This window comes from Nostoc sp., assembly GCF_036917275.1.
GTDB lineage: Bacteria > Cyanobacteriota > Cyanobacteriia > Cyanobacteriales > Nostocaceae > Nostoc.
Genome location: NZ_JBALDF010000064.1, coordinates 52,953 through 75,178 on the forward strand (window position 1 = coordinate 52,953; position 22,226 = coordinate 75,178).

The following is a 22,226-nucleotide window of genomic DNA, read 5'->3' on the forward strand; positions in this document are numbered from 1 at the left end:
GTTCATAGCAAATTTTGGTCAATTCCTTGTTGTTGGTTGTAATCTGGCTAAAAGTTCTTGAAGCTGCTGCTGAGTTTGTTCTAGCTGTTGTTGCTGTTGTGCGTTTACCTCTTCTGGAGTTTGGTATCTGTTACCATCTTGGTCATACCAAAACAGCCATTCTCGTATTCTTCCTTGATAAGTACCCTGTTCTCGTCCAATCCCTAAACCAATTTCTGGCATTCAAATTTTATCGCCGAGTTGTAAAATATACTTACCTTCAACACATTCGCTCTTTGAAAAAACTTTTTGGTTTAGTGAGGATGTTCTTTGCGCCAAGCCTGGGGAGGTAAACCGTGATGTTGGCGAAACTGGCGGGAGAAATGAGACACATCCTGATAGCCCAGTGCTTTCGCTATCTTCTCGACTGTCTCATTATTATTTTGGAGTAAAGAACGAGCTCCCGCCATCCGGCGTTTGACAATCCAGCAGTTTACAGTCTCTCCTGTCCGCTTTGCTACTCGGTTAGTTAAGTAAGCAGATGAGTAGCCAACAGCAAGAGCCACATCACACAGAGTAATTCCTTGATGATAATGGGCTTCGATAAAGTCGAAAACTTCTTTTAATTCAGGAATGTAGGGAAAGATTGACTTATCAGCGATCATGGCTTCTCTACCAAAGGCTTCTCTACGAGAGGCTTCGCCAACGCCTTCAGCGATCGCTGTACTATTATCTTCAAATACTGATTTTGTAGCTTTCTCGAATTGAATAGTCCACCAGTATTGAAGAGTAGCTTGCTTTTCCAAGCGAGTAGCGATCGCTCTGAGCAATTCGTCTAGTGTAGAGGGTTTGCTAAGATAATCGTCTGCTCCCAATTCCATAGCTTTGCGAACATCTGCTCTGGTACTACTGCCAGTCAGAAAAATGAAAGGAATAATTGCTGTAACAGGATCTTCGCGTAACGTAGTTAAAACGCTATAACCATCCATATCAGGCATCGTAATATCGCAAATCACTAAGTCGGGTATGCGCTTTTGTGCTTGCTGGATACCAGCAAGACCGTTGTCAGCACCTATCGGATCAAAACCTTTAGCCTCAAGACCCTTTAAATACAGATTGCGGGTAACGTTATCATCTTCAATGACGAGAATTTTATTTGGCAATTCGGACATGATTTCTAATTACCATCACTTTTTGTAGAAGCTGTTTACTAGACTCTTTGGTAAGTATGCAAATAGGTATGAGATTAATTACTTCGTTCTGAGAGTTATGATTGTTAAGTTTTTAATTAACAACTATCTTCATTTCAACACTCATAACTCTGAGTTGATTAATGGAAACATCACAGTAAACGTAGTGCCAACACAAATTTGACTTTCTACAGAAACTTGACCGTGATGTAAATCGACAAGGGTTTTAAGAATCGATAATCCTAGCCCAGTACCAGGTATATGATCAATATTACTACCACGGTAAAATGGCTCAAATATTCGTTGTTGATCTGCTACTGAAATACCGATACCTTTATCTTTTACCTGGAAAACTAGTTTTTCATTTTCACAATAGATTTTCAAATCAATTGCCATCTGGGAGGGAGAATATTTTATTGCATTGTCGAGCAAATTTTTTAAAATAGGCTCTAACAATTTTTTATCTATGCAGGCTGTTAATGACTTATCTTGATTTACAAAATGAATTGGGTTTTGGCTAGTGTTCATTTGCATTTGTGCAACTAAATCATTACAAAACTGAACTAACTCAATCGGTTTTGGATCAAAGTTTATTTTTGCTGATTCTGCCTTAGAGAATAACAAAATATCATCCAACATCTGGCTGAGTTGTTCGGTAGCTTTTTGAATGTGATCGAGTAATGGTTGGATTTTTTTCTGTGTACGTTTGTCTACTTCTTCCTTTAGTAAGCTATTAGAAAATGAAACAATATTCAGCGGAGTTCGGAATTGATGGCACACCATAGAAAGAAAACGCGCTCTAAGTTCGCTAAGTTGTTTTGCTTGTTCTAAAGCTTGGTTAAGACCTAATTCTGCATATTTGTAATCGGTAATATCGATGCCTGCAATCAGTTCGACTGGCTTTCCTCCAAAATCTAAAACTCCATCTAGCATGGCAACCGCACAGGCTAGCCAGCGCTCTGTGCCGTTTTTTGTCAAAATATTTATCTCCTGGTATTCAAAGTTAGATGCTTCACCCTGGTTGCGTACCTGCCTACATTTTTTGCTTTTAATCAGTCGGCGCAGTTCAAAGCCTGTTAGCAGTTCCTCTTTTGTGTAGCCAGTGAGTTTCTCCACTGCGGGATTTATGTAGCAAAGTCGCGTACCTTGAATCAGAAAAGTGCTGGCATCTGTCGTTTCTGCTAAAGTCTGAAATCTAGCTGCGTTCAGCCGTAATGCTTCTTCAGTCTGTTTAGACTTAGTAATGTCCCAAATACTCCACACTCTACCAATAATTTTGTTCTCCAACAAGTGAGGTTTAGAGTAGTGTGCAAAGACTCTCCCATCTTTCAACTCCAGAATGTCGTAGCTCTCGAAATCCGCTTGGCTAGACACTTCCCAAATCAGCCGACTAAAGGTTTGTGGGTCTTTAAGTTGGTTCTCAAAAAAGGCTTTGCATCGAGGACATTTCTTGGATAGTATTAGGAACTCCGGGATTTGCCACATATCCACAAATTTCTGATTCAAGCTCAGAATATCTCCCTCAAAGTTAACTGCAACAATACCAATGGCAGTAGATTCGAGAGTAGAACGAAGTAAAGATAGGGATGTTTCTAGTTCTACTTCTTTTGCCTTAAGTTGAGAAAATTCCTGTTGCAAATTGTCTTTGGCATCCCTTAATTCATCAGTCCACTTTTGTACGCTCAGTTTTACTATTTCATCAGTTTTCTCACGAGCAAAAGCACAACCAAATTCTATATCTTGGTCTTTTACATAGCTAATGGATATTTCTACCAGAAAGATCCGACCTCTTTTTGTCCTATAGCGAGATTTAAAGGTAAGGGAACCCTGTGAAATAATATCTGACCAATTGTGTAGAGAAAAGTCTACATCTATATCATGCAGCCTCATGGATAGTAATTCCTCACGGGAATACTCAGTCATTAGGCAAGTGGCATCGTTGACGTAAAGAAACTGCGCGTTTGCTCCTAAACAGAAGGCAGCATCTACACTTTGATTTATCAGCAAGTGAGCAAACTTCATCTCTACTTCTGGTTGTAGCGCCGACTGATTGTTTGATCTAGCTAATCTATAATCGCCAGTATTCATATTCCTACTTCCTCCTGGTAATAAATCAGCACCATAGCCATTAATGAACTAATAGTCATAACTTCCTAAAATCTTTAGTGCACTCTTAGTCTGTTAAAAAATATTACTAACTTAACAAAACTTATCATACCAATAAACAGTTAATTTTTGAACTAAAGTTTTTTAAAAAAACTAAAAATTTAAAACTTTTTATGACAACACAAAGTTTCGACAAATCAAATCCAGATTAGTCAATAAACCTTATAAATTAAGAGTTCAAAACTCTTAATTTATAAGTAGAAAAGATATTTGAAATTTAAACTAGTACAACACGGCGTAAATAGAGCAACCATTTAAAAACCCTAAAAAGCCCATTTCGTAATACTTTTGACTTTTGACTTCCGCCTTGCGGTACTAGCCCTGCACCAGAGCTAACTAATGGTTCACCAACCTAAAATTGCTGGGTTTTAACTAGAAAAAGTGAGCTTTTATACTGAAAACTTTACTCCACAAGGAGTTCGGCAAACTACTAGTGTAGAGTCGTTTTATTTTCAACATAAATGGATTTGTAGTCCTGGGCTTGGCTTAAATGAACAGATTTTACTCATCAATTCATTTTCTTAAATTATCTTAACTTACTCTTTCAAAAATTTAACTATAGAAAAATATGCTTATTCATCTGTCGTAAGGAGTACATTATTATTTAAAAAATACGTATATTTTTACGTATAATATCGTGTTTGTTTTTATAAAAAAAACACTATATGATATATTAAGTATATAATTTAAAATTATGCACTATTAAGAACAAAATATATCAATTAATTACGTACTAGATTTTTAGTCATCTCTCAAAGGAAATATAAAAAGTTAAAAAAGGATGTGTTTATCGTCACAAATAATTGACTCGAAGAGTGTTTTGTGGCAATATAAAGACCGCCAAACTACAACAGTTTGGCTCACGGTTTAATTTGGGTAATTTGTGACTGCGAGTTCAAGAGTCAAAAGTCAGGCGTTGCTGAATCAATATATAAAAAGCTTACGCGGCAATCGCTTCGGTGGACAACTTTACAAAAATGACACTTGCGTAACTCCTAAAGCAAAAGAATTGACAACTAGATCAAAAGATTTTCTATTGTAAATTTGGTGATGTATCTTATCAGCGATCGCAGAAGATCAATCTTTCAGGATGACTAAGTTAGAAATGTTACATTTACAATAAAAGCGAAAGAATTGACACTTAAATCAAAAGATTTTTCATTGCAAGTTTAGTTTTCATCATAATAATTGTCACAAGTTAAGAACCTCTCCAGGCAGTTTAATAAGTAAATCGGTGCTATTAAAAGTAACTTCATTAAGCTTTGTAAAGTTTATGAGATGTATTTGAATTCAGGTTAGTTGCTAGTTTATATCCCCTTAGATGATTTAGTTTATTCCCGCCAACGTACTTAAGCACTGCAATCATCACCATAGAAGCGAAAAATTTGACATCCCCATCAAAAGATTTTTGATTGCACAACAGTCTTTATCTCCTTTATTCTGGTCACAAGAAGCACAGCCTCAACTGTTGTATGCTTTCGGTAAAAATTTTTTGGTACTGCGCTCACAAGCATCAATTAGCAGCGAGCAATCATTTCTCCTCTCGACCAAGCTAGGTCATCGCTGTAATAAACAACAGAGTTGTTTGGATGAAATATTTCTAGCGCTGTGATTGTAAACTAAAAAGCTTTTGTGTAACTTTCTGTAATTACGTGAAACTAATGAGTCAAAACTATACTGGTTCAAACTCTCCTCTAATCAGCACTGAGCCATACAAGGAATTTCCATCAAACAGATATGTAGAATCTGTGTCTGACATTTCGCATCAGCTTGATGGATCGGAGAATAACGGGGGAATTCAGCCTTTCTTAGCCAACGAAACAGCCCCAACACTCTCAGTTGCCGATGCGATCGCTCAGATGTTGGAAAATTTGGGAGTAAGCTACGCTTTTGGTGTTGCAGGTGGTGCAATGGCAAGCCTTTGGGGTGCGTTGTCAAATAGTAGTATAGAGGTGTTGAACTTCCGCCATGAAGCAGGAGCAGCATTTGCAGCGACCGAAGCATACTTTGCCAATAATCGCCCCACTGTAGTTTTTACCACAGCAGGACCGGGGATCACCAACGCCCTCACCGGATTATTTGCGGCTCGTGGTGAAGGTGCAAAGGTGATTTTGCTGTCGGCTTGCACTTCAGCACCGCAGCGTGGACGTTGGGCTATTCAAGAAACTAGCACTTACACCTTGCCCACTGGGGGAATTTTTACCCCAGGAGCGCTATTCAACTATGCAATCACTATTGAATCTGCGGCTCAATTACCACAGATTTTTCGCAAATTGGCTTTGGCTTTAGCGCAACCAGGTGGATTTGTCGCCCATTTGAGCATTCCCACCGCTGTGCAGACAAGTTTATTTGAGGATATAGCTTTACCCCATCTAGATGTTTCTCCGTTTCCGATGACTGCTTCAAAAGAAGCGATCGCTAAATCTGTAGAGTTATTATCATCAGGCCCCTTTGCCATCTGGGTTGGTTTCGGTGCGCGTGATGCAGCAGACGAAATCCGCCAACTCGCAGAAAAAACTGGAGCAGCTGTCATCTGCTCACCCCGGGGTAAAGGTATCTTCCCCGAAGATCATCCCCAATTTGTGGGTGTCACAGGTTTAGGGGGTCATGCTTCCGTCTTGACTTATATGGAAGACCAACCTCCACTACGCACACTCGTATTAGGAACCCGCCTTGGTGAACCGACTTCCTTCTGGAATTCGACGCTGGTTCCAAGAGGAGGTTTTGTCCATGTAGATATTGACCCAGAAGTGCCAGGAGTAGCGTATCCACACGTTGAAACTTTCGGGGTTCGGTCTGACATCAAATCCTTTGTGCAAGAGCTGTTGCAGCAGTTGCCAGATGCTCCTCATTCCCCAATGTCGCTACCTCGTCCAGAACACAAAGCAATTGAATCTGTTCTAGATGTAGATTATCCAGTGCGACCAGAAGTATTGATGGCAGCAATTCAAAAGATCATTGTTGAGGGTAGCGATGCAATAGTCATGGCAGAGTGCGGTAACTCCTTTACTTGGTCAACTCATCTACTGCAATTTGCCCAAGCCAATCGTTACCGAGTCAGCACTGGAGTTGGAGCAATGGGTCACGCCGTCACAGGAGTGTTGGGTGCAGCGCTGGCGAACAATAGTAAGGCTGTAGGTATTGTCGGCGATGGAGCAATGTTGATGAATAACGAAATCAGCACAGCTGTGAAACACAAAATTCCGGCAATCTGGATTGTACTCAACGATGCGCGTTACAACATGTGCCATCAAGGGATGAAAATATTGGGATTAAAGGGTGCAGACGCAACAATTCCACCAACAAACTTCGCCATGATTGCTCGTGGTATGGGAGCAGAAGCGATTGTAGTCGTTAGAGAGTCAGATATCGAACCTGCATTAGAACAAGCGATCGCTTCAACAGTTCCCTTTCTGATTGATGTAGTGATTGACGCTGATCGACCAGCACCCTCTGGTGGACGTAATAAGAGTTTGGCAGCACAAGGAATTAAATCAAACTCGGCTAAAAATTCAGTCAAACAAGTTTCATTTCCAATGATTTGATTTTAAAAGTTTGCAATTTCAGTCAATTTTTATAGACACTAAGACACTCCCAGAATGCGGAATTTACAACGCAGTTTGGATTAGTCCATTCAGCAAAACCAAAAGGATGAATTTAAAAGTAGCAAAAACTTTATTCCAGCCAACAACTATGCCCAAAAAACTGGAGTTTTTGATTTTTGAACATTAGTCTTTCCTTACTTCATCTTATCTTAATATTCGAGAGTGTTTTTATGTCTATATCTTTATATTTCGTAATGGTCATTACTTTCTCTAACCAATTCCAAAGAATATCGAGAGGTGAAAATGCTGCTATTTGAAACTGTTAGAGAAATGGGTCACGAACAAGTTCTCTTCTGTCATGGTAAAAATCCAGAAATTAAGGCAATTATTGCTATCCATGACACGACCTTGGGCCCAGCGATGGGAGCTACAAGACTCATGCCTTATGTTAACGAAGAAACTGCTTTAAAAGATGCGCTTCGTCTAAGTCGTGGTATGACATATAAAGCTGCGTGTGCTAACATTCCGGCTGGTGGCGGAAAAGCAGTCATTATCGCTAATCCTCAAAATAAAACAGATGATCTGTTGAGAGCTTACGGGCGTTTTGTTAATAGCCTGAATGGACGTTTTATTACCGGACAAGATGTCAATATTACTCCTGATGATGTCCGGACAATTAATCAAGAAACTAAATATGTTGTTGGGGTATCAGAAAAGTCTGGTGGTCCTGCTCCCATAACATCACTAGGAGTTTTTCTAGGAATTAAAGCTGCTGTAGAGTCTCGTTGGCAAAGCAAAAGACTTGATGGAATGAAAGTTGCAGTCCAAGGTTTAGGAAATGTTGGTAAAAATCTTTGTCGGCACTTACATGAGCATGACATAAAGCTTTTTGTTAGCGATGTAGATCCAGCCAAAGCGGAAGAGGTAAAACGGCTTTTTGGTGCAACTATTGTAGAACCAACCGAAATTTACTCTCTTGATGTAGATATCTTTGCCCCTTGCGCTTTAGGAGGAATTCTTAATAGTCATACAATTCCTTTTTTACAAGCTTCCATTATTGCTGGTGCAGCTAATAATCAATTAGAGAATGAGCAACTACATAGTCAAATGCTTGCTAAGAAAGGGATTCTTTACAGTCCTGATTATGTAATTAATGCCGGAGGGCTAATCAATGTTTACAACGAAATGATTGGTTATGACGAAGAAATAGCTTTCAAGCAAGTGCATAAAATTTATGACACGCTATTAGCAATTTTTGATATTGCTAAACAACAGGGAATTACTACCAATGATGCTGCTAAACGATTAGCAGAAGACCGGATTAACAGAGGTAAGCAAAACCAAACTAAGGCGATGGCAGCTTAATTGTTATTATCTTAAGGAGTGAGAAGTGGAAAAAAATACCTTTGCAACATCAGCTTACATTGCTACTTCACCAGAGAGCGCCTTTGACTACCTTTGTAGTTTAAAGAACTTGGATGAATGGACGCTTTATAGCCGGATGAAAGAGCAAATTGATGAAGATACCTGGCTGGGAACTGCATCTGGTTATCATAAAAATCTCTATTATCACGTTAAAAAACTAGAAAATCCGCTGTTTTATGGTATTGAGTGGCACTGCGGATTAGAGTATCAAAAATATTTTCAGGTTTACCCTGTTTTGCTGTTTCCTACAGACTACATTGAGCCTGGGACAGATGAAAAAGGTGTGTATTTTCACTGGTTGAGTTTTGTTGATCCAAAACGGCAGACTCAGATGATTATGCAGGGAATTCACACGGTACATACTTCCGAGTGTCGTTCTCTCAAAGGTAATTTAGAACGCAAGGCTGGACTTACCGCAGCAGCCAAAGGAAGCCACTTTATCGATACTGACACCATCTATGTTGATGCTCCAATTGAAATCGGCATTGAATATTTAAAAGACTTACGAAACATAGATGAGTGGGCGCATTTACTACGACCAAATGGTGAGATTAATCTTGAATCAGGTGAATTCAAGGATGAGTATGACCAGAAAGTAAAAGTTTCTGTGCGAGTTCATAGTTTGAGTAAATATTACTTGCTCGAACAAGAACACTTTTATCCAGACTACGAATATTATCAGCGTTCTGTAGCCTTGCTCATCCCAACGGCCTATGCTTTCGCTGATCCCGAAGCTTCTGGTTTTATCCTACATCGGATCACATTCTGGAAAACAGATGGAACTGTTAGCCACGGCAAACTTCAGATTGAAGATTTTGGCGCTGAGAGCATGAACATCAAACGTTTACTCGAAGCCAAAGCTGGCAACCTCAAATCATTTGACCGAGGAATGAGCTATCTACCAAAAACTCCAGAACCACTAGTTACCAACTACTAAAATCTCGGCGTTACTCTGCGCTTCCTTCAACGTTCTTTGCGTTTATTCACCCCTCAATTCCCCACGATTACCTGTATTGCAACACATGAAACTCAAACCACTTACTATTACTATCCTTACTTTTTGTGTTGCCACTTTTTCTGGAATGAAAGCTGCGTCAGCCGCATCCTTTTCGGTAATCGCTAATGGTCTATATAATGCCGGAGGTCTGAGCTTTGGTCCTGATGGTAATCTCTATGTTACAGAGGCGGGAATAGGGGGAAGTGGAGGTTGTGTTCCACCACCAAGCGGTCAAGGGGGTTCTTTATGTTATGGCAAAAGTGGGGCAGTTACCAAAATTGAGAATGGTAAAACCGAGCGGATACTGACAGGACTTCCTTCTATAGCATTACCAGATGGTACTGGAGCCGGTGGCCCTCGTGATATCCAATTTGATCCGAAGGGTAAACCTTATGTTCTGATTGGGTATGGGGCGAATCCAACCTTTCGCGATCGCAATTTGGGTAACACTGACCTTGGTAAAATTATCGCTCCTGATTTTAATACCAATTCCTGGACGAGTGTTGCTGATTTAGCTAACTATGAACTCGCCAACAATCCCGATGGTAATGATGTCGGTAGTAATCCCTTGGGTTTTGTCATAGATGGGAATAAGTTAGTTGCAGTTGATGCAGGTGCAAACGACTTACTCAGTGTTAATACTGCTGGTAGTAACTTGCAAGCTATTACTACCTTTCCCCAAGACATATTAACTAATCCCATCTTTCCACCTTCTGATACCCCATCCAATGAACCGGCACAAGTGCCATCTCAAGGTGAAGCGGTGCGATCGCAGTTTGCAAGCCAAGCAGTACCCTCAAGTGTGACCAAAGGCCCTGATGGTGCTTATTATGTCAGCCAATTTACTGGTTTTCCCTTCCCTGAAGGTGGGGCAAAAATCTATCGAGTTGGCGCTGATGGGAAGCCAACAGTTTTCGCCGATGGTTTTACCCAACTCACAGACTTGCAATTCGATCCTGCGGGCAATTTGTATGCTTTGCAGTACGCCAATCAGTCAGCTTGGAAGGGTGATTTTGATGGTTCTGTAATCAAAATAGCTCCCGATGGCACACGCACAACTCTTCTGAGTGGCAATGGATTAGAGTCGCCTAGCGCCCTGACTATTGGTGCTGATGGTGCAGTATACGTCACAAATCGAGGCGATCGCCCTGGACTTGGACAAGTTATCAGAATTGAAAATATCAAGTCTGTCCCTGAACCTGATTCTGTTTTAGGCGTATTAGCGATCGGGGCTTTGGGCGTTGGTTGGTTGCATAAAAAGAGAGCTACCCAACCACCCATAGATAGAGTTGTGGCGCTCAAGTAAAGAGTTTCAAACCAATATCAGTGTCTCTCAAGAGGGCATTGTCTACTCTGCGTTTCTCAAAAACCGGGATTCGTTGTCTTTAGAACCATAAAAGTTTCCACAAACAAATTACTTAATTCTCAATCTCCAAAGGTATGAAACTCAAGTCATTTGCTCTTACATCTGTTACATTTTGTTTTACCGCTATTTGTGGAACACTATCTGCACAAGCTGCAACCCTAACGACAATTGTCGATGGAATCAGTAATGCACGGGGTGTTAACTTTGGCCCTGACGGCAGTCTCTACGTAGCAGAGCCAGGTATCGGAGGAAACGGAAATTGCCAACCATCTCCAAGTACGCTGTTTCAGCCTATCTGTGCTGGTAACACTAGTTCACTCGTCAAAGTTTTACCAGACGGCACCAAACAGCATCTACTTAATAACTTTGAGTCTCTAGCAGAACAACCTACAGGCAATCAAGGGGCCGGTATTGAAGACATAAAATTCGACTCCAAAGGGAATGCTTATCTTCTGACTGGGTATGCTGGTTATCCAGGAAACCGTGATCTAGAAACATTTAAACTAGGTACTCAATCCCCTATCCCACAAAATCAACTTGGTAGTTTCCCGCCATCAACAGCCAATAAAGTACTGAATAGCCCGCTTTTAGCACAACTGTACAAAGTTGACTTGAAGACGGGAGCTCTCAACAGTATTTTTGACTTTGCCAAGTATGAAATCACCAAAAATCCAGACAAAGGGGATGTAGTTACCAATCCCTATGACCTGACTATTAATGGCGATAATGCTTACGTCGTTGACGGGGGCGGGAACGCTGCTTATAAAATTAAACTTGACGGAAGTAAGTCTGAGGCGATCGCAATTCCTAAAAACGTCATTAGTAACTCCGACTTACCACCAGGATTAAAATTACCTCCTGGGCTATTAGAGCAGCTTCCAGGAGGAAAAACAGCAATTCAATCAGTACCCACAGGTGGCACAATTGGTCCCGATGGAGCTTTATACGTTGGTGAATATACGGGTTTTCCTTATCCAGCAGGTAAATCACGGATTTTCCGCATTGGCGATGATCTCAAACCAGAAGTTTTTCTGGATGGGTTTACGCACATCACAGACCTAACCTTTGATAAGAAAGGCAATTTGCTGGTTTTACAGTTCAGCGACAAGTCCCAGTTAGGGGGTGACATCACAGATCTACCTGGTTCTCTGATCGAAGTTGCTCCTAATGGCACTCGCACAACACTTGTTGCAGCCGGTCAAGGGCTAGATTCGGCTGATGGAATTACTATTGGCCCTGATGGCAAGATTTATATTACCAATCAGGGTGTCGGCAAAGGACGAGGGGAGGTTGTTCGGGTGGATGGTATTGTTACACAAGTAGTCCCCGAGCCTGGTTCAATAGTTGGCTTATTAGCACTTGCTGGTGTAGGGGCAACTGCTGCTCGCGCCAAGCGCAAACGCCAAGAAAAGTTGGGTGAAGAGTTGCTAGCTAAAGCAGAGACTGTCTAATTCCTCTTTCCCTGACAGAGCCAGGGAAAGCTTACAAAATAGGCTGCTGCCTCACACAGAAAGTTGCATTTCAAACAAGAGGCAGCAGCCTAAATTACCGGGTTCCCAAACTGGGACTGGGAACAAAATTAGTCTAGGAAAGAGTATAACCCATACAACCAGGACTTAAAACTCATGGGATTAGTCAAAAATTTGTCAATCGGCATTCTCGGTACTGGATTCATGGTGCTGGCAACAGCAGTCCAAGCCAAGGCTGTAACATTAACTTTCGACAGAAGTATCGGCAGTCCTGGCTTCGGCCCTGGGCAACTGTTTGTTCCCCAAGGCATAACGGTGGATAGCCAAGGAAATACCCTTGTATCTAACGGACGCGGTGTTAACCCGGATGGTACTCCTAACTACAACCTCGGTGACAAAATTGAAAAATTTAGTCCCAGCGGTCAGTATATTGGAGCAATTGGTTCCGGCGGTACAGGACCCGGACAGTTTGACGAACCAACAACTGTAGACTTTAATCCCGTAACAGGGGATTTGTATGCAGGTGATGTTTACAACAACCGCATCAATCAATTCGATTCTCAGGGTAAATTTATTAGATCCTTCGCAAATGGAGAATTTACCGGTCTCATACCAGGTAGGATTTTCTTTGGACCATCTGGTGTGACATTTGACAAAGCTGGCAACGTTTACGCAGGTGATTTTAACGGCGAAAGAATTCTTAAATTCACACCTGACGGAAAGCAAATTGGTGTCATTGGTGGCACTGTGGGCACTGGACTTGGAGAAACTCAAGGTGTAGCAGGTATAAGAATTTCCCCAGTCAGTGGAAATATCTTTCTAGCTGACCAGTATAACAACCGCGTTAAAGTACTCGATCCAAATGGAAAACCTCTGTACACATTTGGTTCAGCAGGTAGCGGCCCTGGACAGCTTCTTCAGCCAATTGGCATCGAAGTCGACGACCAAGAAAATGTTTATGTAGCTGATTCTATCAACAGCCGCGTTCAGGTATTTGATAAAAACGGTAAATTCTTGACTTCTTACGGTCAACCAGCCCTAGATGCATCAGGCAAACCAGTCCCCCCTCCAGCATTAACTGGTCCTCCTTTTGGTAATCCCCTCGACCTCACTCCAGGCAGATTTAACTGGACGGGTGGCACAAGCCTCAAAGATGGCAAGCTTTATGTAGGCGATTTCTTCCAAGGTCGCGTCCAAGTGTTAAATGTAGAGGGCATAACTCAAGTACCTGAACCTAGTTCAATATTGGGTTTAGCATTGCTTGGATTTGGGGCTGCTACCGTTACGTTGAAGAAACGTGGGCAACAAAAGCCAGTCTTCAGTTTAGAGAAGGAACTGCAAAAACAGTGCTGAGTTTTGATGCTTGAGTAACAGTTTCGTAGGGTGTGTTACCGCGAAGCGTAACGCACCCTATTGGCTCCCCTAAGAAATTTTCAAAACAAGGGAAATAAAAACTGGGTAACACAACAAAGCCAACATTATCAAGGTGCTTCCAGGACATTAATAGCTCATGCACATTCTGATTTATTCATACAACTATCATCCAGAACCAATTGGTATTGCACCTTTGATGACTGAACTAGCAGAAGGGCTAGTAAAGCGAGGGCACCAAGTACGGGTAATCACAGGTATGCCTAACTATCCTCAGCGTCAGATTTACGATGGGTATCGGGGTAAGTTATACGTTACTGAACAAAAAAATGGTGTCAGAATTCAGCGTAGTTACCTGCGGATTAAGTCTAAACCTAACCTTATAGATCGGCTACTCTTAGAGTTGAGCTTTGTCTTTACGAGTTTGCCACAAGCGCTCAAGGGCGAACGACCTGATGTAATTCTCTCAACAGTACCGCCACTATTAGTTTACTTACCCGCAACCTTAATAGGTTGGCTATATAACTGCCCAGTAGTGCTGAATGTGCAAGATATCCTCCCAGAAGCTGCCGTGCGTGTTGGGCTAATTAAAAATAAGTTGATGATTCTAGCTCTGGAAGCGCTAGAAAAATTTGCCTACCGAACTGCACATACTGTTAGCGTGATTGCCGATGGCTTTGTAGATAATTTAATAAATAAAGGTGTACCTGCTAATAAAATTGCCTGCATTCCCAATTGGGTGAATCTAAATTTTATCCGCCCTTTACCGAAGGATAAAAATTCTTGGAGAGCTACCCATAAACTCGATGGTAAATTTGTAGTACTTTACTCAGGTAATATTGCTCTGACGCAAGGTTTGGAAACAGTAATAGAAGCAGCAGCTCACTTGCGTCATCTAAAAGAAATTGTCTTTGTCATAGCTGGCGAATCCCAAGCTCTCGAAAGGTTGCAAAAACATTGTCTTGCTTGTGGAGCAGATAACGTTTTGCTTTTACCATTGCAACCGCGAGAAAAACTACCAAAAATGTTAGCAGCCACAGATGTCGGGTTGATTGTGCAAAAGCGCAATGTGATTTCCTTCAATATGCCTTCTAAAATACCACTACTGTTAGCCAGTGGTCGCCCAATTGTGGCTTCAGTTCCCGCCACTGGGACTGCTGCCAAAGCTATTCGAGAAAGTGACGGTGGCATTATCGTTGAGCCAGAGTCAGCAGATGCGTTGGCTGCAGCGGTATTGGATTTATATAATCAGCCGGAATTAGCAGCGCAATTAGGGCGTAGAGGAAGAAAGTTTGCGGTAGAAAACTATTCCTTTGAGCAAGCATTAGATCGGTATGAAGAGTTATTTTCTGATGTGATTGCCAAAGGAGCAACAACTTTGGATATCTTGCCCGAAATGAGTTCTAAAGAATCACTTGTTGATATTTGAAAATTGGGGACAGCAAAAATGCCTTTGAAATCCTCTTATTCAGATCAGCTTAAAAAAACTGACCAAAGCTTGATCGCCTTACTGAGCGATCGCCTATCATTATTAGCAGCATCAGAATTTCCTTCTTTAGATGAACAACTGGCTGGTGTGGCTCCCCTACTGGCTGAAGCTGGTATTCCTGAGTCTGTTTGGGCAAGTATAATAAATAGTTGTTATGCAACTATAATCCCTAAATGTACAACAAATCATCTTAGCCCCCGACAAATTACCATCATCGGTGGACGTGGCAGGATGGGAAGATTATTTAAAGAGCAGCTTCAGCAAGTAGGTCACAATGTTAGTGTTCTCGAACATGAAGATTGGGAGTATGCAGATAAACTGTTAAGTCAGGCAGAATTAGTATTAGTAAGCGTTCCTATTGAATCTACAGTTGATGTTATCAAGCGTACAGCTAAATACCTTGCCCCAAATACAGCTTTGTGTGACATCACGAGTGTAAAGACTCAGCCAACTCAGGCAATGCTCGAACACCATCCAGGCCCAGTTATGGGTTTACATCCAATGTTTGGGCCAAATATAAAATCGTTTTTAGGACAAAAAGTGGTAGTGTGTCCAGGTCGAAACGATGATTCATTTCAATGGTTCTTAAACTTTCTTAAAAGTCAAGGTGGGGAGTTGATTGTTTGCACGCCTGAAGAACATGATCAAATGATGGTGATTATTCAAGCAACGCAGCATTTTTGTAGATTTAGTCTTGGTGTTTTCTTAGCAAAAACAAGAGTTGACATAGAGCAAAGTCTAACAATGTCAACTCCTAACTACCGTCAAGAAATTGACATTGTTAAACGTTTGTTTTCTCAAAATCCTCACTTATGTGTTGATATTATGTTAGCTACAGAAGAGAGGTGTGATGCAATTAAGTCTTTAGCTAATACTTACAGCCGTTTAGCGAAACTGGTGTATAAGAAAGATAGAGACGCATTAATTCAAGAATTTGAAAATACTCAAAGCTTTTTTGAAGATAAAATTAATCCTTTGGTACAGCCTTTAAAAACAACGGCTAAAACGTCTCTGCAACCAGATTTTAAACCACAGATGCAGACAAATATTAGCATCTAAGGAACAAAAAATATGCTGATAGACATCTTTCATGATCCTGTTTGTCCCTGGTGCAGAATTGGAATAAAGAATCTGTTTGATGCACTGGCACAATGGCAAGAAAAAGAAGTAGATATTCGCTGGCATCCTTTTATTCTCGACAATGCTGTTCCTGCTGACGGGTACGAATTTTACAGCTTTATGCGAAATAGAAAAGGTATCAAAGCGGAAGAACTGCAACATCTGTTTGATTCTACGCGACGTGCAGGTGAAGCAGCTGGAGTCAAGCTATATTTTGACAAAATCCGTTTGGCTGTCAATACTAAGCTTTCTCATAGACTGATTACACTCGCACCAGCAAACGTAAAAAATGATGTCGTAGAAGCCATTTATAAAGCTTACTTTGAAAACGGTTTGAACATCGGAGATATTGACGTTCTAATTACCATAGGTACAGCTTACAAAATGGATTATAGGGAATTATGGCTGCAATTAAATGATGATGCTGCGGTTAAAGCCTTTGTGGCTGAATCAGCATTTGCTCGACCGAATGGCATCAACAGTGTGCCGTTCTTTATCATCAATAACAAAGTCAAGATAAATGGTTCTCACTCGGTAGAAATGTTCCTTCAAGCTTTGAATCGTGCCGCACTTATAGATAGATCAGCAAAAATATGGTAGTTGAGATTAAGCAAAAAAGTAGATTCAATCTGCAACCAATTCATCAACGTGTTTCAGTTACTTTCAACTACGAGGTTTACTTCACCCAAAATTTATTTGAGTTGAAAAACCCGACGCTAGCGCAAGTGATTACAGCGGATGGGGAGACAAAGCCCAAGAAAGTAGTTGCAGTGGTAGACGCAGGAATATTGCAGTATCAACCTGAATTGGTTAAGCAATTAGTAGCATATACCAAGTTTTATGCAGAGGTACTAGCGATCGCAGCTCAACCAATGATAATTTCGGGAGGAGAAGCTGCCAAAAATGATCCCACTTTGCTAGAGCAAATCCACCAACAGATTGAAGCAGCCGGATTATGTCGCCACTCCTACATATTAGCGATCGGGGGTGGGGCTGTGTTGGATTTGGTAGGATATGCTGCTGCAACTGCTCACCGGGGAATTCGCGTCATTCGCATTCCGACAACGGTGTTAGCGCAAAATGATTCCGGGGTTGGAGTCAAAAACGGCATCAATGCCTTTGGTAAAAAGAACTTTCTGGGTACATTTGCGCCACCTTATGCAGTTGTAAATGATTCTGCCTTTTTGACAACCCTAGACGATCGCGATTGGCGTTCTGGGATTGCAGAAGCAATCAAAGTGGCGCTGATTAAGGATGCTAACTTTTTTCATTTTATCCATTTCCATACCGCAGCCCTTGTGCAGCGAGACATGGACACTATGCAAGAGATCATCTATCGTTGCGCTCAGTTACATCTAGAACATATTGCCAATAGCGGCGATCCTTTTGAGATGGGTTCGTCTCGTCCCCTGGATTTTGGACACTGGGCGGCTCATAAACTGGAGCATTTGACAAATTATCGTTTGCGTCATGGCGAAGCAGTTGCGATCGGTATTGCTTTAGATAGCACCTATTCTCATCTTTTAGGACTCCTGGATAGTTCAGAATGGCAACGCATATTAAATACTTTGTTGGCGTTGGGTTTCACGTTGTATGTGCCAGAAATGGATGAGAAGTTATCACAACTGGAACATCCTCATTGTCTGTTCCGGGGTTTAACCGAGTTCCGCGAACACTTGGGTGGAGAATTGACTTTAACGCTGTTACAACGCATTGGAAAAGGAATTGAAGTTCACGAGGCGGATTTGTTTTTGTACAGGCAAGCAATATCGCTGTTGCGGAAGTTTTAGGGTTCTTTTTCGTGGCGAATTCACGGGTTGAATTTTAAATGTATAGGCACTTCGCCTTCCCGCAGGGTAGCTGAGTAATCCAGAGGTTTGATGTGAGGCAATTTTTTTGCTACCAACTTGTGAGAGCATCTACTACTTTTGAGGGAGGCGAAGACTTTTAAATAGCGTTGTTAGGAAAAGTACTAGAAAAACAGTATAAAAAGCGAATAAATTGACACCCAATCGAAAAATTATTCAATGTATTGTCTGCTTGATATCTAGTACTCTTAAATAAGACACAAAACTTTACTTATATTTTTTACGAATAATTGGCGGATTAAAAAAATTGAGTTACATGCAAATAAAATCATCTAACTTTATTATTTATAAATAAGTAATAATGATTTATCTCAAAGAATGACTAATTAATAAATACTCCAGAGAAGTTACTCATGATTTCTGATTCCTATTGCTACAAAACCTTTGGTGGTGTAAGTGTTTATCGCTCCATGACAGAAGTTAAGATGGACACTGCCCTAGAAGATGTTCTGTTCCACTTAAATTCTCAGCGTGGAGGCTTGCTAAGGAGCAGCTACGAATATCCAGGGAGATACAAAAGATGGGCGATTGGATTTGTCAATCCACCATTGGAATTGACTACACAGCAGAATACTTTTATTTTGATAGCGTTGAATGAACGCGGCCAAGTCCTTTTACCATTCCTCTTAAAGCGCTTATCCCAGTCAGAAAAAATTGAGAAAATCACCCAAGATAATAACCAGATCGTAGGCTTTGTTAAACCTACCAAAACATTATTTGCTGAAGAAGAACGTAGTAAACAACCTTCAACATTCACTGTTATCCGGGAAATTCTATATACTTTTACTAGTGAAGAAGACGAGCATTTAGGATTGTATGGTGCGTTTGGTTATGACTTAGTTTTTCAGTTTGAACCAATTACCCAACGTCTGGAACGTCCTACAGATCAACGTGATTTAGTGCTTTATCTGCCAGATGAATTAATAGTTGTTGACTATTATCAGCAACGCGCATTTCGTTTACAATATGAATTTGAAACAGTGCATGGCAGCACTAATAATCTTCCTCGAACAGGTGAGTCTATAGATTATCGTGGAAAACATCTTCTCCCGAATCAAACTGCTGACCATAAGGTAGGGGAATATGCCAAAAAAGTTGAGGTTGCACTCGATTATTTCCGCCGAGGCGATTTATTTGAAGTTGTTCCTAGTCAAAACTTTTTTGAAAGCTATGAAGACCAACCCAGCAAGTTATTTGAAACTTTAAAAGAAATAAATCCTAGTCCTTATGGATTTATTTTTAATCTAGGTGGAGAATATCTAATTGGCGCATCTCCAGAAATGTTTGTGCGAGTTGAAGGAAAGCGGGTAGAAACCTGTCCAATTAGTGGTACTATTAGCCGGGGACAAAATGCTCTTGATGATGCGGTGCAAATTCGTCATTTACTCAACTCCCACAAAGACGAAGCTGAGTTGACGATGTGTACTGATGTCGATCGCAATGACAAATCCCGAATCTGTGAACCTGGCTCAGTACAAGTGATTGGTCGTCGCCAAATTGAATTATATAGCCACTTAATTCATACAGTAGACCATGTTGAGGGGACACTGCGATCGCAATTTGATGCTTTAGATGCATTCTTGAGCCATACTTGGGCAGTTACAGTCACCGGCGCACCCAAAAGAGCCGCAATAGATTTTATTGAACAGCATGAACGTAGCGCTCGACGTTGGTATGGTGGAGCAGTTGGCTATTTAAATTTCAATGGGAATTTAAATACTGGATTAATTCTGCGGACAATCCGATTAAAAGACTGCATCGCTGAAGTGCGAGTTGGTGCTACTGTCCTTTATGACTCCATACCACAAGCAGAAGAACAAGAAACAATTACTAAAGGTGCTGCTTTATTTGAGACGATTCGTCGTGTTAAGCAAACTAGTCAGAAAATTGATCAGTCTAGTTCTATAAAATTAAATAAACGCATCCCAAGTGTAGAATCTGGCACTGTAAAACCTGGCAAACGCATCTTATTAATAGACTATGAAGACTCATTTGTTCATACCCTAGCCAATTACATTCGCCAAACTGGTGCAAGTGTTACCACACTCCGTCATGGTTTTTCGGAATCGTTATTCGATACAGAACGCCCTGACTTAGTTGTTTTATCTCCTGGCCCTGGTAGACCAAGTGATTTTCGGGTTCCACAGACTGTCGGTGCCCTTCTTCATCGCAAAATTCCTATTTTCGGAGTTTGTCTAGGACTGCAAGGCATTGTTGAAGCTTTTGATGGAGAATTGGGAGTTCTCAACTACCCTCAACACGGTAAATCCTCACGGATTTTCGTCACTGATTCAAATTCTGTTACCTTCAACAATTTACCAGAATCCTTTACAGTCGGTAGATATCACTCATTGTTTGCCCTACCGGAACGTTTGCCAAAAGAACTGAAAGTAACAGCGATGTCTGATGACGACGTAATTATGGGCATTGAACATCAGACACTTCCCATCGCCGCCGTTCAGTTTCATCCAGAATCAATCATGACTATTGCGGGAGAAGTTGGTCTGGAAATCATTAAAAATGTGGTGCGTGCATATACGCAAACCAAAGAATCATTAGTTATTGGTCATTAGTCAAGAGTTGCCTCGCCTCGTTCCCATGCTCTGCATGGGAATGCCATCCTTGAGGCTTTGCCTCATAACTAGACGCATTTTTTGCCTATGATTTTAAGAGTGTTTTTAGTCGTACCGAATAGGCAGAGCCTGCACAGAATGCATTCCTAGATGGAATCTGGGAACGAGAATAACGAGAATAATTAGTTATTTCCCCATTTCCTGCCACTCCCCATTCCCCTAGCAGTTTATGATTAACCGAGTTGCCCCTCCGCGCCATATTCTTGAAGAAATTGTGTTGTATAAAAGGCAAGAAGTTGCACAAATGCAGCAAGAACTGTCTTTAGCTTCCTTGCGACAACAGTTAAAGGCAGCCCCAACTGTGCGAAATTTCTTGACTGCTTTGCAAGAAAATCCCAATCAACCTAGCTTAATTGCCGAGGTTAAAAAAGCATCACCTAGCCGGGGGATTATCCGCGCAGATTTTGACGCAGTAGCTGTTGCTCAAGCTTATGAACGAGGTGGTGCAGCTTGTTTATCAGTCCTGACTGACCATAAGTTTTTTCAGGGTAGTTTTGACAATCTTGCTAATGTGCGATCGCAAGTAGCATTACCTTTACTGTGCAAAGAGTTCATCATTGACCGCTATCAAATCTATTTAGCACGGATAGCGGGTGCAGATGCAGTCTTGTTAATTGCCGCTATCTTATCAGATCAAGAACTTCAGACTTTTTTGCGAGTGATTCATGATTTAGGCATGAATGCACTGGTGGAAGTCCATACCTTGGCTGAACTGGATCGAGTGCTAAAGCTTGATGACTTACGTTTAGTAGGAATCAACAATCGCAATTTAGAAGATTTTACCCTTGATTTAGGAACAACACAGCAACTCTTAGCACAGCGCCAACAAAAATTACAAAGCTTGGATATCACCGTCGTCAGCGAATCTGGATTGTATACACCTGCTGATTTATCTCTTGTCGCTGAGGCTGGTGCGCGTGCAGTTTTGATCGGAGAATCTTTAGTTAAACAAAGCGATGTAGAACAAGCAGTGCGTACTTTGCTAAGACTTGATCCTCCCTAACCCTCCTTAAAAAGGAGGGAATGAGAGTAAGCCTTTCTAAGGCGGTTGAGTGGCTCTTTGCTAAAAATAGGCTTCTCGCTGAAGCTGGGTAAAGGGGACATTTAAAGGAGCATAGAAAATAATTCTTCCCTTTTCCCTTCCCCCTTAACCCTTTCCTTGTTCCTGATTTTGCTTTGAGGCAATTGTATGAAAGCGATGGTGATCACAAACTTCGGAAGTCCAGAAATCTTTGCAGAAAGTGAAGTGGATAAACCAACACCAGAGAACAACGAAGTTTTAGTCAAGGTTTATGGTACCTCCGTGAACCAGGTGGAACAAGCGCACAAAACGTTTGAGGAAGGCGGTGAGGGTGTACGCGGTAAAATTGCTGTACAGGTTGTATGAGTCAACGTTTATGATTTATCGCTCATGCTTAATTTGTGTCTTTCTGTAAACCATTATCTATTGCTAGAATCTCCAATCTAAAAAAAGGAAGCTTTGATACTCGTTGACGGAGTTAAAAGACTCGTTAACGGAGCTAAAAGACTCGTTGACGGAGCTAAAAGACTCGTTGACGGAGCTAAAAGACTCGTTGACGGAGCTAAAAGACTCGTTGACGGAGCTAAA

Annotated in this window: 16 protein-coding genes and 1 pseudogene; 14 read left to right on the forward strand and 3 right to left on the reverse strand. The window is 41.2% G+C overall.

What is annotated here, in order from left to right; genetic code table 11:
• Positions 1 to 18: 18 nt before the first annotated feature.
• The 3 genes from V7K35_RS25480 to V7K35_RS25490 form a co-directional block, all read right to left on the reverse strand.
• Positions 19 to 222 carry a hypothetical protein gene (locus V7K35_RS25480; protein WP_335082790.1) on the reverse strand — a complete coding sequence of 68 codons (204 nt, stop codon included), beginning with the start codon at positions 220 to 222 and terminating at the stop codon, positions 19 to 21.
• Positions 223 to 293: 71 nt separating this feature from the next.
• The gene (locus tag V7K35_RS25485) at positions 294 to 1,151 is read right to left on the reverse strand and encodes a response regulator transcription factor (RefSeq protein ID WP_334794211.1); all 858 of its coding nucleotides are present in this window, start codon (positions 1,149 to 1,151) and stop codon (positions 294 to 296) included.
• 141 nt (positions 1,152 to 1,292) lie between these two features.
• On the reverse strand, positions 1,293 to 3,257 hold the full coding sequence (locus V7K35_RS25490; RefSeq protein WP_335082792.1) for a scytonemin biosynthesis sensor histidine kinase: 1,965 nt from the start codon (positions 3,255 to 3,257) through the stop codon (positions 1,293 to 1,295).
• 1,739 nt (positions 3,258 to 4,996) lie between these two features.
• Between V7K35_RS25490 and scyA the strand changes: the two genes are divergently transcribed.
• From scyA to V7K35_RS29820, 14 genes and pseudogenes are all read left to right on the forward strand, one after another.
• Positions 4,997 to 6,880 (forward strand): scytonemin biosynthesis protein ScyA, encoded by a 1,884-nt coding sequence (gene scyA / locus V7K35_RS25495; RefSeq protein ID WP_335082794.1) that lies wholly within the window; start codon positions 4,997 to 4,999, stop codon positions 6,878 to 6,880.
• Positions 6,881 to 7,183: 303 nt separating this feature from the next.
• A complete protein-coding gene (scyB, locus tag V7K35_RS25500; RefSeq protein ID WP_335082796.1) occupies positions 7,184 to 8,245 on the forward strand; it encodes a tryptophan dehydrogenase ScyB in 1,062 nt (353 codons plus the stop codon).
• A gap of 25 nt (positions 8,246 to 8,270) precedes the next feature.
• Positions 8,271 to 9,242, forward strand: a complete 972-nt coding sequence (scyC, locus tag V7K35_RS25505; protein WP_335082798.1) for a scytonemin biosynthesis cyclase/decarboxylase ScyC — start codon at positions 8,271 to 8,273, stop codon at positions 9,240 to 9,242.
• An 85-nt stretch (positions 9,243 to 9,327) separates the two neighbouring features.
• On the forward strand, positions 9,328 to 10,608 hold the full coding sequence (locus V7K35_RS25510; RefSeq protein ID WP_335082800.1) for a ScyD/ScyE family protein: 1,281 nt from the start codon (positions 9,328 to 9,330) through the stop codon (positions 10,606 to 10,608).
• Positions 10,609 to 10,742: 134 nt separating this feature from the next.
• Entirely contained in the window at positions 10,743 to 12,119 is a 1,377-nt protein-coding gene (locus tag V7K35_RS25515) for a ScyD/ScyE family protein (RefSeq protein ID WP_335082801.1), read from the forward strand.
• Positions 12,120 to 12,293: 174 nt separating this feature from the next.
• Positions 12,294 to 13,490, forward strand: coding sequence for a scytonemin biosynthesis PEP-CTERM protein ScyF (gene scyF, locus V7K35_RS25520; RefSeq protein ID WP_335082803.1), 1,197 nt, complete (start codon positions 12,294 to 12,296; stop codon positions 13,488 to 13,490).
• 157 nt (positions 13,491 to 13,647) lie between these two features.
• Positions 13,648 to 14,937 (forward strand): glycosyltransferase family 4 protein, encoded by a 1,290-nt coding sequence (locus tag V7K35_RS25525; protein WP_335082805.1) that lies wholly within the window; start codon positions 13,648 to 13,650, stop codon positions 14,935 to 14,937.
• An 18-nt stretch (positions 14,938 to 14,955) separates the two neighbouring features.
• The gene (tyrA, locus tag V7K35_RS25530) at positions 14,956 to 16,056 is read left to right on the forward strand and encodes a bifunctional chorismate mutase/prephenate dehydrogenase (RefSeq protein ID WP_335082807.1); all 1,101 of its coding nucleotides are present in this window, start codon (positions 14,956 to 14,958) and stop codon (positions 16,054 to 16,056) included.
• A gap of 12 nt (positions 16,057 to 16,068) precedes the next feature.
• Positions 16,069 to 16,716 carry a DsbA family oxidoreductase gene (locus V7K35_RS25535; protein ID WP_335082809.1) on the forward strand — a complete coding sequence of 216 codons (648 nt, stop codon included), beginning with the start codon at positions 16,069 to 16,071 and terminating at the stop codon, positions 16,714 to 16,716.
• Positions 16,710 to 17,906 (forward strand): 3-dehydroquinate synthase, encoded by a 1,197-nt coding sequence (locus V7K35_RS25540; protein WP_335082811.1) that lies wholly within the window; start codon positions 16,710 to 16,712, stop codon positions 17,904 to 17,906. Before V7K35_RS25535 ends, V7K35_RS25540 begins: the two co-directional genes overlap by 7 nt.
• 431 nt (positions 17,907 to 18,337) lie before the next feature.
• Positions 18,338 to 20,557 carry an anthranilate synthase gene (locus V7K35_RS25545; protein ID WP_335082813.1) on the forward strand — a complete coding sequence of 740 codons (2,220 nt, stop codon included), beginning with the start codon at positions 18,338 to 18,340 and terminating at the stop codon, positions 20,555 to 20,557.
• Positions 20,558 to 20,786: 229 nt separating this feature from the next.
• Positions 20,787 to 21,620, forward strand: a complete 834-nt coding sequence (gene trpC / locus V7K35_RS25550) for an indole-3-glycerol phosphate synthase TrpC (RefSeq protein WP_335082815.1) — start codon at positions 20,787 to 20,789, stop codon at positions 21,618 to 21,620.
• A gap of 195 nt (positions 21,621 to 21,815) precedes the next feature.
• On the forward strand, positions 21,816 to 22,004 hold the full coding sequence (locus V7K35_RS25555; protein WP_335082817.1) for a hypothetical protein: 189 nt from the start codon (positions 21,816 to 21,818) through the stop codon (positions 22,002 to 22,004).
• 93 nt (positions 22,005 to 22,097) lie between these two features.
• A pseudogene (locus tag V7K35_RS29820) lies at positions 22,098 to 22,226 on the forward strand (hypothetical protein); the annotation flags it as partial.

Bases quoted from the DNA above. Each gene is read 5' to 3' on its own strand.
- V7K35_RS25480 (WP_335082790.1), bottom strand. From the start codon at position 222: ATGCCAGAAATTGGTTTAGGGATTGGACGAGAACAGGGTACTTATCAA.
- V7K35_RS25485 (WP_334794211.1), bottom strand. From the start codon at position 1,151: ATGTCCGAATTGCCAAATAAAATTCTCGTCATTGAAGATGATAACGTT.
- V7K35_RS25490 (WP_335082792.1), bottom strand. From the start codon at position 3,257: ATGAATACTGGCGATTATAGATTAGCTAGATCAAACAATCAGTCGGCG.
- scyA (WP_335082794.1), top strand. From the start codon at position 4,997: ATGAGTCAAAACTATACTGGTTCAAACTCTCCTCTAATCAGCACTGAG.
- scyB (WP_335082796.1), top strand. From the start codon at position 7,184: ATGCTGCTATTTGAAACTGTTAGAGAAATGGGTCACGAACAAGTTCTC.
- V7K35_RS25510 (WP_335082800.1), top strand. From the start codon at position 9,328: ATGAAACTCAAACCACTTACTATTACTATCCTTACTTTTTGTGTTGCC.
- V7K35_RS25515 (WP_335082801.1), top strand. From the start codon at position 10,743: ATGAAACTCAAGTCATTTGCTCTTACATCTGTTACATTTTGTTTTACC.
- scyF (WP_335082803.1), top strand. From the start codon at position 12,294: ATGGGATTAGTCAAAAATTTGTCAATCGGCATTCTCGGTACTGGATTC.
- V7K35_RS25525 (WP_335082805.1), top strand. From the start codon at position 13,648: ATGCACATTCTGATTTATTCATACAACTATCATCCAGAACCAATTGGT.
- tyrA (WP_335082807.1), top strand. From the start codon at position 14,956: ATGCCTTTGAAATCCTCTTATTCAGATCAGCTTAAAAAAACTGACCAA.
- V7K35_RS25535 (WP_335082809.1), top strand. From the start codon at position 16,069: ATGCTGATAGACATCTTTCATGATCCTGTTTGTCCCTGGTGCAGAATT.
- V7K35_RS25540 (WP_335082811.1), top strand. From the start codon at position 16,710: ATGGTAGTTGAGATTAAGCAAAAAAGTAGATTCAATCTGCAACCAATT.
- V7K35_RS25545 (WP_335082813.1), top strand. From the start codon at position 18,338: ATGATTTCTGATTCCTATTGCTACAAAACCTTTGGTGGTGTAAGTGTT.
- trpC (WP_335082815.1), top strand. From the start codon at position 20,787: ATGATTAACCGAGTTGCCCCTCCGCGCCATATTCTTGAAGAAATTGTG.
- V7K35_RS25555 (WP_335082817.1), top strand. From the start codon at position 21,816: ATGGTGATCACAAACTTCGGAAGTCCAGAAATCTTTGCAGAAAGTGAA.